Source organism: Enhygromyxa salina, from assembly GCF_002994635.1.
Classification (GTDB): domain Bacteria; phylum Myxococcota_A; class Polyangia; order Nannocystales; family Nannocystaceae; genus Plesiocystis; species Plesiocystis salina_B.
On record NZ_PVNL01000117.1, the window covers coordinates 71632 to 84715 of the forward strand.

Consider the following 13084-nt stretch of genomic DNA (forward strand, 5'->3'; position numbering starts at 1 on the left):
TCACCGTAGCACGCACCCGCGAGCGCGACTGGCCCCGCGAGCATCTGGCACTTGGTCGAGGGGCAAACGCGTGGACCGCACCATCTCGCGCTGTTGGCGGCGAGACCCCGCGACGACATGGCCAAGGCTCTGGGGTTTCGCTACGCTCCCAAACGTGCGCGTCTCTCCCCGATCCGGGGCGCGGGACTGACTGTGGCCCGGTCTTCACTCTACCTGTTCGGCGCCGCTCATCGGCGCGAGGGGGTGTCGTGGTCGGCGGCGCTCGGGTTGGTGATCGCGGCCGTGCTGATCAACGCGATCGGACTCTACGCGACTGGAACCGCGCTCGCGCTCGCGCTCGAGCCGGTCGAGAAGCCCGAGCAGGAACAGGCGGTCGAGTTCGATCTGGTCAGCGCCGCTGACGAGCGCCCCTCCAGCGAACCTGCCGACGACGATCGGCGCCCCGAGCAACCTGATCAGATCGCCGACCAGGACGCGCAGATCGAGCCCAAGCCCGAGCCGCCAGCGGCCCGAGGTGAGCCCGACAGGGGGGCGCGCGCGCAGGTTCGCGGCGATGACATGGGTGAGCGAACCGGCGATCAGACCGGCGCAGGCGACGACAGCCTGGTCGCCGACGACGACGGCGACATCGACACCCAGGGCGCCGACGCGGCCGCGCAGCAGGGTCCGCCCAAGCCGCTCGCGGGCCTGGGCGGCTCGACCTCGATGCTCAACGACACCTTTGGTCGCCCGCGCCCCAGCGAAGCCCACGCGCGCGACGACCCCAAGAAGACGAGCATGCTCGACAACGAGCGGCACCTCTACTCGTCGTTCTTCAACCGGATGGCCAACCGCGTCCGCGAGCACTGGCGCCCGCAAAAAGCGATCGACAGCGCCGACCCCGACGGCCGCAAGTACGGTCGCTCGAGCCGCACGACCGGGCTGATGGTCCGGCTCGATGGTCAGGGAAACATCTTGAAGCTGGTCGTCGTGCAAAAGAGCGGCGTGCCCGAGCTCGACGACGAGGCCGTGCGGGCGATCCGGGCCGCGGGACCGTTTCCCAACATGCCAGCGGGGCTGGTCGACGAGAACGGGCACGTCGAATTCCCGTTTGGGTTCAACCTGCTCGACTCCGGCGACTGGAACATCTTTCGGTTGTCACACTAGCGCTGGCGAGCGGAGCTCGGCAGCTGCTCGGTGATCATGGTCTCGAGCGCGGAGATCCACGCCGGGCTGCTGTTGAGCGAGGGGATCAGCTCGAGCGTCTCACCGCCAGCGGCTGCGAAGTCATCGCGGGCGCGCATGCCGATCTCCTCGAGGGTCTCGAGGCAGTCGGCGACGAACGCCGGGCACATCACGGCCAGCCGACGCACGCCCCGCTTGGCCAGGGTCGGGACGACTTCGTCGGTGTAGGGCTTGATCCACGGCGTCCGCCCCAGCCGCGACTGAAACGAGATCGACCAGCGCTGCTCGACGCCGTGGTCCGGGCCCAGATCGAGCGAGCGCGCGAGCGCCTTGGCGGTGGCGAAGCACTGGGCCCGGTAGCAATTGCGATTGCCGTCGACCAGCCGCTCACAGCAGTCGGGCTGGACCACGCACAGCTTGGGGTCCGCGCTGGCGATCACCTGCCGCTCGGGTAAGCCGTGAAACGAGAACAGCACGTGGTCGGGGGCCAGCGCGTCGAGCCTGGCGCGGGCGACCTCGGTGAACGCCGAGATGAACGCCGGGTGCACGTAGAACGGCGGCACCAGCGTCAGGTACGGCGTGTTCCACAGCTTCGCGGCGCTGCGGTAGACCTTCTCGGCGGTCGAGCCCGTCGAACTCGACGCGTAGTGTGGATACAGGGGCACGACCACGATCTGATCACAGCTGCGCTCGCGCAGGCGGGTCAGCCCGGACTCGATCGACGGGTTGCCGTAGCGCATGCCCAGCTCGATCGGGAAGTTTGGGATCCGCTCGCGCAGCGCGGCAACCAGCGCGAGGCTGTGGGTCAGCAGCGGAGAGCCCGCGTCGGTCCAGATCTGGCGATAGGCCGCGGCGCTGCGCTGGGGCCGAGTCGGCAGGATGACCAGGTTGAGCAGCAGCCAGCGACCCACGGGGTTGATGTCGATCACCCGTGGATCCGACAGGAACTCCCGCAGGTAGCGACGCACCGCGGCCGGCTCCGGCGCGTCCGGGGTCCCGAGGTTGACCAACAAGATCCCGGTGCGGTGCAGGGCCTCGGACACGACCGCGCCACTGTGGCCCGGGGGCACGTGCGTGGCAAGCCGGGACGCGCGGACACGACGAGACAGGGCAAGGCGCGCGCCCAAACCACGCGCGGAAACCACTCGTCGTGATACACAGACAAGGCATGGCAGACCTCGCAGGAAAGACGCTCTTCATCACTGGCGCCAGCCGTGGCATCGGCAAGGCGATTGCGCTGCGTGCCGCCAAGGACGGGGCCAACGTCGTGATCGCGGCCAAGACCGCCACGCCGCACCCCAAGCTGGAGGGCACGATCTACACGGCGGCCGAGGAGATCGAGCAAGCTGGCGGCAAGGCGCTGCCCTTGATCGTCGACGTCCGCGACGAAGACCAGATCCAGGCCGCCGTGACCCAGGCTGTCGAGTGCTTCGGCGGGCTCGACATCCTGATCAACAACGCCAGCGCGATCATGCTGACTGGCACGCTGCAGACCCCGCTCAAGCGCTTCGACCTGATGCACCAGGTCAACGCGCGCGGGACCTTCGCCTGCTCGCAGGCTTGCATCCCGCACCTGCTGAAGGCCGACAACCCGCACATCCTCAATATCTCGCCGCCGCTCAACCTCAACCCGCGGTGGTTTCAAGGGCACGTGGCCTACACCATGGCCAAGTACGGGATGAGCATGTGTGTGCTGGGCATGGCCGCCGAGTTCGCGCGCAAGGGCCTGGCGGTCAACGCCCTGTGGCCGCGGACCCCAATTGCGACCGCCGCGGTCGAGAACCTGCTCGGCGGCGAGCAGATGATGAGGCAGTCGCGGACGGTCGACATCATGGCCGACGCCGCCCACCTGGTGCTCACCCGTGACGCGAAGACCTGCACGGGTAACTTCTTCATCGACGACGAGCTGCTCGCCGAGGCCGGCGTCACCGACCTGAGCAAGTACGCGGTCGATCCCACCCAAGAGCTGCTCCCAGACTTCTTCCTGGATTGACTCATGGCCAAGGCCCACGCGCTCCCACCCACGCCGTGGGCTGGCCCGGTCGCGGGCTTGGTCGCGAGCTTGGTCTCGCGGGTGCGCAGGCGGGTCCAACCAGCGCAGCAGCCGATCTCGAGCGTGGGTCCGGGCTGGGCGGTCGTGCGTGGGTGCGCGTGCGCGGGGGCCCTGGCCCGGCGTGCCCCGATCTCGGGCCGCCTGGGGCTGGGCTGGCGGGTGCTCGTCGAGCGAGAGTGTGGGGTCCGGGGCTGGGAGCCCGTCGTCGACCTGTGCGAGTTCGTGGACTTCGAGCTGCGCGACCTCAGCGGCTCGATCCGCGTGCGCGCGTGCGACTCGCCGATCATGATCGAGGTCGCCGAGCACCGCGGACGCGGCGGCCCGTTCGCGCCGCCGCCGTACGTGGTCGCGCAGATGATCGCTCGGGCTGCGAGCGGACCTTCAGGCATGCGGGGTGTGCTGTTTCACAAGGGCGTTCGCTGGCGCGAGTGGGTGCTCGAGGCGGGCGCTGAGATCGTCGTGCGCGGCCGCGTGATCACGGAGCCACGCGACGAGAGCACCGGCTACCGCGCGCTCACCAACGCCCTGGTGCTCGCGGGCGGAGCCACGCGGCCGCTGGAGCTGACACAATGACGATAGTTGCGCGGGTCTGATTGACTACAGTCGTCGCCACGCCGCGCCACCCGAGGCGCAGGTGCGGCAGTATGACAGCTCATCGTGCAGAGCTGACAGTCTATTTTCAGCTCGGGTCACGCTTCTGACCCGCTTGCAGGCGCCTCAGGAAACTAGAGCGCTCATTTGCAGGCGGACTTGCGCCGCGGGCGGCCTCTGTGGCGTGTGTAGCGAGCCCAACTACCCGCCTGGGGAGGAGCGAGTTTGGGTGCTTGCCTTGACCCTTCAAGACCGGGTCTTAGCTTCCCGACCAACGGCGCATTCGAGCCTCCATCGAATTAGCCAGCTAGAGTCCCATCCCACCGAACGGAACCATCATGACCGACAAGCCAACCAACGAGTACCCGCTGCTGCCCCTGCGCCGTGGGGTGTTGCTTCCAGGGACCGTGTCGACCCTCCCCGTCGGGCGTCCGCGCTCGTTGGCGCTGGTCGCCGCCGTGAACGCCGGCGACATCATCGTCATCGCCTCGCAGCGCGAGCCCGAGACCGAGAAACCCACGATCGCCGACCTGCACCCGGTCGGCGTGCTCGCGAGGGTCCACCGCATCGGCCGCAGCAACGATGGCAGCGCGCGCCTCGTCGTCGAGACCCGCGAGCGCGTGAACCTAGAGCAGGTGCTACAGAGTGATCCGCACATGCGGGTGTCGACCTCGCCAGCCCCCGACAAGAGCGCCGACTCGACCGAGGCCAAGATCCTGGCCGAGTCCCTGCGCGAGCACGTCCGCGAGCTCGCGGGCACCGACGGCGGCAACCTCGTCGAGGCCGTGGCCAAGCGGCTCGAGCCCGGCGCGCTGGCCGACGCGATCGGATCGCACCTGCCGCTCGAGCGCCGCGCCGAGGTCGAGGTGCTGATGACCCTCGATGTCCCCGAGCGTCTGCGCCTGGTCGCGCGCTTCGTCAACGAGGCGCACGAGATGCACTCGATCCGCCAGAAGATCGACGAAGAGGTGCGCAAGCGGCTCGGCAAGCACCAGCGCGAGGCGATCTTGCGCGAGCGCGTCAAGGCCATCCAGACCGAGCTCGGCGACGACGACGAGAACGGCGAGGCCGACAAGCTGACCGAGAAGCTCGCCGCCGCCGAGCTGCCCGAAGAGGTGCAGAAGGTGGTCGACCGCGAGCTCAAGCGGCTGACCAAGCTCAACCCCGCGCACCCGGAGTTCAACGTCGCGCGCACCTATCTCGACACCATCGCTGACTTGCCGTGGAGCACCCGCGCCGAGGTCAAAGACGATCTCGACGAGGTCTCCGCGCAGCTCGACGCCGACCACTTCGGCCTCGACGACGTCAAGCAGCGGATCCTCGAGCACATGGCGGTCCTCAAGCTGTCGGGCGGCAGCAAGGGCACGATCTTGTGCCTCGCGGGCCCCCCCGGTGTCGGCAAGACCTCGCTCGGTCGCTCGATCGCCGAGGCCACGGGTCGGCCCTTCGTTCGCATCGCGCTAGGTGGCGTGCGCGACGAGGCCGAGGTCCGCGGCCATCGGCGAACCTACGTCGGAGCGATCCCCGGGCGCATCATCAACGCGATGCGCAAGGCCAAGGTCAAGAACCCCGTGATGCTGCTCGACGAGGTCGACAAGCTCTCGCAGGGTTGGAGTGGCTCGCCCGAGGCCGCGCTGCTCGAGCTGCTCGACCCCGAGCAGAATCACACGTTCACGGATCACTACCTCGAGCTGCCCTTCGACATGTCCGAGGTGATGTTCGTGGTCACGGCCAATGATCTGAGCAAGATGTCGCCGCCGCTGCGCGACCGCCTCGATATCGTCGAGATCAACGGCTACACCCCGGAAGAGAAGCTGAACATCGCCAAGGGTCACCTGATCCCGCGCAAGCTGGAAGAGAACGCCCTCGGCCCAGACACGCTCGAGATCGACGATCTGGCCCTGCGCCACATGATCACCGACTACACGCGTGAGGCCGGGGTCCGGCAGCTCGGGCGCGAGCTCGGCAAGCTGTCGCGGGCGGTCGCGCTGCAGGTCGCCCGGCGTAAGGGTGACGAGCCGACCGAGCCAGTGCGGATCGCCGTCGAGGATCTCGACGAGTACCTGGGCAAGCAGCGCTTCTACAACGAGGTCGCCGAGCGCACGGCCGTGCCCGGGGTCGCAACCGGGCTGGCGTGGACACCGGTCGGCGGTGACATCCTGTTCATCGAGACCTCGCAGATGCCTGGCAAGGGCGCGCTCAAGATCACCGGCCAGCTCGGTGATGTCATGAAGGAGTCGGCCCACGCCGCGCTCAGCTATGTGCGCAGCAACGCGGCCAGCATCGGCGTGGAGCCGGACTTCCTCGACACGCGGGACATCCACATTCACGTGCCGGCCGGCGCCGTGCCCAAGGATGGCCCGTCCGCGGGGGTCACGATCTTCACGGCCCTGACCTCGCTGCTCAGCGGTCGTCGGGTCCGCAGTGACACCGCGATGACCGGCGAGTGCACGCTCCGCGGTCGGGTGCTGCCGGTCGGCGGGATCAAGGCCAAGGTGCTCGCCGCCCATCGGGCTGGGATCACCCGGGTGATCCTGCCGCACCGCAACGCCCGCGATCTCGACGACGTCCCGGAGGAGGTCCGCTCGCAGCTCGAGTTCGTGCTCGCGGAGGACATGGGCGAGGTGCTCGACGCCGCGCTCGAGCACGAGCCGCGACCGAGTCAGTCGCAGCTGGGGTTGTCGATCATCGATGAGCTCGACAGCTCGGCCCCACTGAGCTGACCGAGCAGCTGATTGAGCGAGCCCTGCTACCAACTGGTAGCCGGGCTCGTGTGTTTTTGTCTCGTGCTCGCGGGCTCAGGGCTCGCAGCCCTCGCCCGGAAACAGTCGGGCGACGGTCTCGCCAGCGGTCGCCGCGACCATCGGGTTGGCCCGACTGGTGCGGCACAGCGCGTCCCTGACCGTCTCGCTCGGGCTGCTCGCGTGGCCGAGCGCGACCACGAGATCACGCGCGAGATCGGGGTAGCGGCCCTCGAGCAACGACTCTGCGATGAGATCGGCACCGCCTGGATCGTGCTCGACCAGCTGCCGCGCGGCCTCGGCTCGCTGGGTCAGATCCACGCCGGAATTGTCGAGCAGCTCACGCAGGGCCTTGTACGCGTTGGGATCATTGCAGCGCCCAAGGGCGGTGACGGCGGCCCGACCGACCCGCGCGTCGCGCTCACCACCCGCGCTCACCGGCCCGGCGATGCTGGTCAGCGCGCGGACGGTGGTCTTGTCGCAGCCGCCGCTGTCGGCGACCCGGGTCAGCGCGGTCTTGCGAACCTCGGGCCAGGCGTGCCTCTGACTGGCGGCGAGCCAGCTGTGATCGGGGGCGAGCGCGGCGAAGCGGTAGCCGAGCTGGGCCAGGCGCGGGGCCTCGGAGCTGATCAGCGCCAGCTCGGCGCCCAGGCTCGCGGCCGTGTCCGCCGGCAGAGCCTCGAGCGCGAGCGCGACCAGGATCTCGGCCGCCTGCGCGCCCTCGAGCGCCGCCTTGCCCTGCGCGCGGACCATGGCCTCGAGCACGCCCGCGCCGCGCTCGAGCCGATCCAATCCATCGATCGCCGCGACCTGAACTTGAAACGGCGCGGCCGGATCGCTGAGCACGGCCTCGAGCCGGGCCGTGAACCCGTCGTCGACGTCGCAGCAGGCCGCGCGCAGGATCAACAGCTGCGCCAGCCGGCCCGCGTCGCTCGCGTCGGTGTCGAGGTCGTCGTCGATCCCCGCCGCGATCGCGGCCTGATCGTCGCTGCGCTCGCGGGCCCGACGGATCACCGCGCGGCGCAGCGCATCTTGCAGCTCGCTGGCGCCACGTCCGACCATGGCCATGAGCGCCCCGAGCTCGTCGCTGGCGGTCGCGTCCACCAGCGCCTCGATGAGCAGGCTGCGCTGCTCGTTGCTGAGCTCGCGGTCACCCACCAGCCCAATCAAGACCGGCGTCGCGGCCGAGCCTTGCCGACGCAGCAGCTGCAGCCACAGCTCGGTCGGCCGGTCCTGCAGCATCGCCCGGCGCAGCTGCTCGCCAAACATCGCCACGTGCTCCGGACGCTTGAGCGCGGCGAGCACGTTGAGCAGACGATCGCGCTTCTCGGGCCCCGGCGCGGGCACGGCCTCGAGCCGAGCCACGACCGCCTCGGCGGCCAACGCCGGGTACGCCTCGAGTCGGGCCCGCGCCTCCAGGTACGGCTTGCCCCGGTCGATGAGGATCACCTCGACGTCACGGGTTGCGGCCTCGAGGTCGTACGCGTCGACTGGCGCCTGGGCCACCGCGGGCTCGCCAGCGGGCGCTGCGACCGGAGGCGCAAACAGCTGCAGGATCAGGGCGACGCTCAGCACCCGCCCATGTTGCCACGTTTTTTCAACGACGACCGACCGCTGCCAACGCGGCCGTGGCGGTCAATTGCCGGTGAGACCGCGCTCGACGATCCAGCGAGTCAACGCCGCCCGGGAGCTGATCGAGAGCCGGCCATAAATATGATCGAGGTGGCTGGTGACGGTGCGCGGGGAGATCCCGAGCTGCTCGGCGATCGCGGCGTTGGTCATCCCCGTTGCGACCAGCTGGCTGACCTCCAGCTGCCGCGCGCTGATCGGCAAGTCCGAGAGCTTGGGCCGATAGAAGATCACCGCCGTCGAGTCCCCGGCGCCGTCGACCTGGCGCGGTGTGCCAGCGGCGGGCGAGCGCTGATCTTCTGTGGTCGCGACCTCGACGGGGGCAGGCCCCAAGCTGGAGCCGAAGCCAGCGCGCGCGAGCGCGGCCTCGTACATGCGCTCGGGCGGTCGGTACGCCAGGCGCAGGACGGCGTCGGGCCCCAGCGAGATCACGTCGCCCTCGAGCAGCGGGCCGCCATCAATTTTCTCGCCGTTGACGATCAACCCGTTGGTCGAGCGCATGTCCGCGGCATGGACGCTCCCGTCATCGCGGCGGGTGAGCTTGATGTGTCGACGCGAGACGCCGGGATCATCGATGTGGATCTCGGCCCCGGGCAGCCGACCGACCACGTAGCCGCGCACACGCTCGAGCGGGAACGCCTTGCCCTTGCTGCGACCCTCGAGCACGTCGATGCACGGCACCAAGCCCTCGTCGTCGTCGGCCTCCCGCTCCCCCGCCCCTTGCATGCGCACCACAATAGCAAGCCACGCGCTGGTTGGCAGCGCTGGTTGCCAGCGAGAAACCCAACGGGTCGGAAGCCGCGCGCGCGAACCTCGGGCCCGTGGGTCGCGGGCGAGTCGGGATATATAGACCTCGTGCCGGACACGCTGACCAGCGGAGCAGCGTTCCTCGCCCTGGTCTGGGCGGCCGTGCTCGCGTGGTTGGCCCTGGGAGCCGCCCTGCGTCGGGCGCAGCTGCAGCGACGGTTTCGTCGACAGCCACCGACCAGCGTCGCTGGCCGTCGCGTGCTGCTGATCCGGCCCTGCGCGGGCGCGGAGCCGCACCTGTTGGCGTGCCTGACCTCGCTCACGCAGGTTCAGACCACGGTCGAGCTGACGGTGGTGTTGTGCGTGGATGATCAAAACGACGGCGCCCGACCGGTGATCGACGCTGCGATCACACAGCTTCGCGCAGCGGGGATCGAGGCGCGCTTCGAGCTGCACGAACCGACCGGGCCGAACCGCAAGGCCAGCATGCACGCTGCCGTGCTCGCCCGCGCGGGCGATACCTACGAGCTCGCGGTCAACGTCGACAGCAACGTCGATCTCGCCGGGTACCCGCTCGACGAGCTGCTGATGCCGCTGGTCGACCCGGGCGCGCGCGTGGGGGCGTCGTGGGGTCCGTGGTCGGAGCTGCGGACCCACCCGGGGCTGGGTCCGCGCGCGAGCGAGGCGGTGCTCGGCGCCTCGCTCACGGCGTTCCCGCTGCTGTGCGGCATCTATGGCTATGGCCTGGTCGGCAAGATCTGGGCGGCCCGACGCGAGGCCCTGGACGCGTGCGCGGTCGCGGAGCTGACCCAGTATCTGGCCGAGGATCTCGAGATGGCGACGCGACTGCGCGCGGGCGGCTGGGGGATCGTCGCAGCGCCGATCCTCGGGCGCGCGCGCGGGGGTGACCCGAGCTTCTCGCAGGCCGTCGCGCGGTTTGGTCGGTGGATGCTGGCGGTCCGAGGGCAGCGGCCCGCGCTGATGTCGACGTATCCGCTGTTCTTCTTCGCCACGCCGATCGTGCTCGCGCTGGCGGGGATCGGGCTCGTCGGTCGGCCGATCATCGCGGCGACGGCCGCGGGTCTGGCCGTGTTTGGCCGGCTGGTCGTGACGCTCGCGGCTCAGCACTGGTCGGGGCGCCGGGTCGGCGTCGGGCGAGCGGTGATCGAGGCCGGGCTGGGCGACGTCGCGCTGGGCCTGGCGTGGCTGCGGGCGATGAGTCGGCGCGAGGTCGAGTGGCGAGGCCACCAGCTGCGGGTCGAGCGAAGCGGGCGGCTGTCGGCGGCGCCCCAAATCAAACCGATCAAGCCGGCTAGGGACACGCCACCAGCGCTGTGATCCACTCGTCGATCAGCGCGATCCCGGCGTCGTCGTGCGCCAGGCTCCCGAGCTGCGGCATCCGATCGTCGCCGTCGGCGTGCAGGCGCAGCGAGAGCACCGAGCTCGCCGGATCCCCCGGAACCAAAATACGGGCCCCCGGGACGCCCAGGTCCCCAGCGACCGGCTCGACATCGCACACCCCGATCTCCGCAGGATCCACCAGGTAGCGATCATAGCGATAGTTCCCCGGCGTGTTACTGGGGCCGGCCGCGCGGTGACAGTGGCTGCAATTCGCGTGCAGATACGCGCGAGCACGATCCTCGAGGGCCGCGTCGCCGTCGATGCTCGGCAGCGCGTCACCCGTTGGGAGCTCCGCCAACCACCCACGCCCGACCAAATCCTGCAGCTGGGTGCCGCGCTGCAGCTGCCCGGTCTCGAGCCCCAGCGAGATCCCGGCCGCGCTGGTGTGGCACGACATGCACTCGGCCCGCGAAGGGAACAGCCACTGCTCGGACCCAAAGCTGCGGAGCTCCCCGTCGCGCAGCAGCTCGGCGTCGCTGCCGTCCTGGTTCCACGCGTAGCTGTACCCGGCCCAGCGCCCGTCGTCGTGGTGGACGAGCAGCCGGGTCTCGACCGGGCGATCCCCGAGCCTGAATAATTTGACCACGACCGAGCCCGGCGGCAGCGACCAGTCGCCGTCGGCTTCGACGGTGATCGTCTCGCCCTCGGCGAGATGCAGCCACCGCGCCTTGTCGGCGCCGTCCGACCAAAACGGTACGTTGAGCTCGTAGCCGAGCGCGGTGGCGGGCGGCTGGGTTGGATCGTCAGCGTCGACGCAGCCGGTCGCGCGCAGGCTGGTCGGGAGCTCGGACGCGGCCCCGGCGTTGACGTTGGGCGCGAGCCGCCAGATCCCGCCGCCGTAGTCGACCCCGTACAGCTCGCCGTCCTGATCCTCACCGAAGGCCCCGAACGCGTGACCGGACGAGCCAAGCAGCACGCTCGGCTCGGCCCCCTCGACGACGGCCCAGATCGTGCCCAGGTAGAAGTCGGTGTAGATGTAGCTGCCGACCAGCTCGGGCATGGCCGCGCCCCGGTACACGTAGCCGCCGACCACCGAGGCGTCATCGGGGTTGGCGTACGCGGCCACGGGATCGACGAGATCGGCCTGGTCACAGGGATCTGCAGCGAAGCAGTGCGCGCCCTCTTTGAGGTTCCAGCCGTAGTTGCCGCCGAGCCGGATCCGATCGACCTCCTCCCAGTCGTACTGCCCGACGTCGCCCGCCCACAGATCGCCGGTCTCGCGGTCGAAGCTGAACCGCCACGGGTTGCGCAGGCCCCAGGCGAAGATCTCTGGGGCCCCGCCGCCGCTGGCGAACGGATTGTCCGCTGGGATCGCGTAGGGGTCAGCGCCGTCCACGTCGATCCGCAGCATCGAGCCCAGCAGCGTGTCGGTGTTCTGCCCGTGACCGTTGGGATCTTCCTTGGACCCGCCGTCGCCAAAGCCGATGTACAACAAGCCGTCGTGCCCGAAGTGGATGTCGCCGCCGTTGTGGTTGGTGTAGGGCTGGGTGAGATCGAAGATCACCGCCTCGCTGGCGGGATCGAGGCTCAGGCCGCCGTCGTCGCTGTGGTAGCGGGCGATCCGAGAGATGAAGGCGCCCGCGCCCGGGGTGGTGAGCGAGAGATACACATACCCGTTGGTCGCGAAGTCGGGGTGAAACGCGAGCCCCAGCAGCCCGGCCTCGGGCGCTGTCGCCAATTGATCGGTGACGTCAATGAACACGCTGGGGACCGCGTCCTGCTCGTTGGCGAAGCTGTAGACGACGCCGCCCTGGGTCGCGAGGTACCAGCGCGAGTCGTCGTCGGGTCGCTGGGTCAGGACGACGCCGCCCTCGACGTCGACGTTGTGGAACACGCGGGTCAGCTGGATCGCCGCGGTCGAGGGCAACGCCGCGATCGCTGCGCAGCCGACCGGGGGCTCGACGCGCGGACCACAGGCGAGGCTGAGCGCGGCCGCGAGGGTCAGCGCAGCGGCGGAGCTTCGCGCTCGAGTCGGGGTCAGCGGCGTCATGGGTCATGGTATCGCGGCTGATCGGCGGCGACGCCCGCAATCCGCCCGTCTGCTCGCCACCGTCTGCTTGACACCGACCCGGGCTGACGAGGATAAGCCGGCCGTGACCTTGTGGCTCGCCCTGCGCCTCGCCAAGTTCGTCGGCGTGATCGCGTTTGCGATGGGGATCGCCGTCGTGATCGCGCCCGGCGCCCAAGACGTTCGTCGGCGGGCCGCCCACTGGCTGGCGACGCCGGGCTTCGTGCTGACCTGGGTCAGCGGCTGGGGCATGGCGCGGGTCCACTCGATCTCGCTGGGCGCCCCGTGGATCTCGATCTCGATGATCGCCTCGCTGGTCGCCCTGCACGAGACCGTGCGCGCGGTCGAGCCGGGGCGCGAGCCCTCGCGCTGGCGCGCCGGGCTGATCTTGGTCGCGCTGCTCACCGCGCTCACGCCCATGGTGGTCCGCTGATGGATCAAGACACCCGAAATTGGTTCTACTGGATCGGGCGGATCGAGACGGCGAGCTTCGTCGCGCTGCTCGGGGTTGCGATGCCGCTCAAGTACCTCGCCGACCAGCCCGAGGCGGTCGGCTGGGTCGGCTGGACCCACGGCGTGCTGCTGATCGTCTACCTGATCGCGCTGCTCAGCGTCGCGCGGGTCTATCGAGTTGGGTTGTTTCGGGTGTGCCTCGCGGGCGTGCTCGCGCTGTTGCCGTTCGGTCCGGTGGTGCTCGAGTGGCTGTGGCGCAGGCAAGGCGTGCTCGGTCCCAGCTGACTCAGAGCGACG

Annotated in this window: 11 protein-coding genes; 7 read left to right on the forward strand and 4 right to left on the reverse strand. The window is 69.7% G+C overall.

Annotated features, from left to right (window positions below):
• Nucleotides 1-192: 192 nt before the first annotated feature.
• On the forward strand, nucleotides 193-1146 hold the full coding sequence (locus ENSA7_RS29120; protein WP_181234226.1) for a TonB family protein: 954 nt from the start codon (nucleotides 193-195) through the stop codon (nucleotides 1144-1146).
• On the opposite strand, the gene hemH is transcribed toward ENSA7_RS29120, so the two are convergent.
• Nucleotides 1143-2207, reverse strand: a complete 1065-nt coding sequence (gene hemH / locus ENSA7_RS29125; RefSeq protein ID WP_106092764.1) for a ferrochelatase — start codon at nucleotides 2205-2207, stop codon at nucleotides 1143-1145. The two genes, ENSA7_RS29120 and hemH, sit on opposite strands and share 4 nt — an antisense overlap.
• A 125-nt stretch (nucleotides 2208-2332) precedes the next feature.
• On the opposite strand from hemH, the gene ENSA7_RS29130 reads away from it, so the two are divergent.
• The 3 genes from ENSA7_RS29130 to lon all read left to right on the forward strand — a co-directional run bounded on the left by ENSA7_RS29130 (nucleotide 2333) and on the right by lon (nucleotide 6531).
• Entirely contained in the window at nucleotides 2333-3157 is an 825-nt protein-coding gene (locus tag ENSA7_RS29130; RefSeq protein WP_106092643.1) for an SDR family oxidoreductase, read from the forward strand.
• A gap of 3 nt (nucleotides 3158-3160) precedes the next feature.
• On the forward strand, nucleotides 3161-3790 hold the full coding sequence (locus tag ENSA7_RS29135) for a hypothetical protein (RefSeq protein WP_106092644.1): 630 nt from the start codon (nucleotides 3161-3163) through the stop codon (nucleotides 3788-3790).
• Between the two features lie 356 nt (nucleotides 3791-4146).
• Nucleotides 4147-6531 (forward strand): endopeptidase La, encoded by a 2385-nt coding sequence (gene lon / locus ENSA7_RS29140; RefSeq protein ID WP_106092645.1) that lies wholly within the window; start codon nucleotides 4147-4149, stop codon nucleotides 6529-6531.
• A gap of 75 nt (nucleotides 6532-6606) precedes the next feature.
• Here the strand turns inward: lon and ENSA7_RS29145 are convergent, their stop codons facing one another.
• The gene (locus ENSA7_RS29145) at nucleotides 6607-8124 is read right to left on the reverse strand and encodes a HEAT repeat domain-containing protein (protein WP_106092646.1); all 1518 of its coding nucleotides are present in this window, start codon (nucleotides 8122-8124) and stop codon (nucleotides 6607-6609) included.
• Nucleotides 8125-8184: 60 nt separating this feature from the next.
• Nucleotides 8185-8904, reverse strand: a complete 720-nt coding sequence (locus ENSA7_RS29150) for an FHA domain-containing protein (protein WP_106092647.1) — start codon at nucleotides 8902-8904, stop codon at nucleotides 8185-8187.
• Nucleotides 8905-9033: 129 nt separating this feature from the next.
• Between ENSA7_RS29150 and ENSA7_RS29155 the strand changes: the two genes are divergently transcribed.
• Nucleotides 9034-10263 (forward strand): glycosyltransferase, encoded by a 1230-nt coding sequence (locus ENSA7_RS29155; RefSeq protein WP_106092648.1) that lies wholly within the window; start codon nucleotides 9034-9036, stop codon nucleotides 10261-10263.
• On the opposite strand, the gene ENSA7_RS29160 is transcribed toward ENSA7_RS29155, so the two are convergent.
• Nucleotides 10238-12316, reverse strand: a complete 2079-nt coding sequence (locus ENSA7_RS29160) for a PQQ-dependent sugar dehydrogenase (protein ID WP_106092649.1) — start codon at nucleotides 12314-12316, stop codon at nucleotides 10238-10240. The two genes, ENSA7_RS29155 and ENSA7_RS29160, sit on opposite strands and share 26 nt — an antisense overlap.
• A gap of 103 nt (nucleotides 12317-12419) precedes the next feature.
• On the opposite strand from ENSA7_RS29160, the gene ENSA7_RS29165 reads away from it, so the two are divergent.
• Together ENSA7_RS29165 and ENSA7_RS29170 are read left to right on the forward strand one after the other, a co-directional pair.
• Nucleotides 12420-12767, forward strand: a complete 348-nt coding sequence (locus tag ENSA7_RS29165; RefSeq protein WP_146158252.1) for a hypothetical protein — start codon at nucleotides 12420-12422, stop codon at nucleotides 12765-12767.
• On the forward strand, nucleotides 12767-13072 hold the full coding sequence (locus ENSA7_RS29170) for a DUF3817 domain-containing protein (protein WP_106092651.1): 306 nt from the start codon (nucleotides 12767-12769) through the stop codon (nucleotides 13070-13072). The genes ENSA7_RS29165 and ENSA7_RS29170 overlap by 1 nt, the downstream gene beginning before the upstream one ends.
• Nucleotides 13073-13084: the final 12 nt, after the last annotated feature.

Bases quoted from the DNA above. Each gene is read 5' to 3' on its own strand.
- ENSA7_RS29170 (WP_106092651.1), top strand. From the start codon at position 12,767: ATGGATCAAGACACCCGAAATTGGTTCTACTGGATCGGGCGGATCGAG.
- ENSA7_RS29150 (WP_106092647.1), bottom strand. From the start codon at position 8,904: ATGCAAGGGGCGGGGGAGCGGGAGGCCGACGACGACGAGGGCTTGGTG.
- ENSA7_RS29135 (WP_106092644.1), top strand. From the start codon at position 3,161: ATGGCCAAGGCCCACGCGCTCCCACCCACGCCGTGGGCTGGCCCGGTC.
- ENSA7_RS29160 (WP_106092649.1), bottom strand. From the start codon at position 12,316: ATGACGCCGCTGACCCCGACTCGAGCGCGAAGCTCCGCCGCTGCGCTG.
- lon (WP_106092645.1), top strand. From the start codon at position 4,147: ATGACCGACAAGCCAACCAACGAGTACCCGCTGCTGCCCCTGCGCCGT.
- ENSA7_RS29130 (WP_106092643.1), top strand. From the start codon at position 2,333: ATGGCAGACCTCGCAGGAAAGACGCTCTTCATCACTGGCGCCAGCCGT.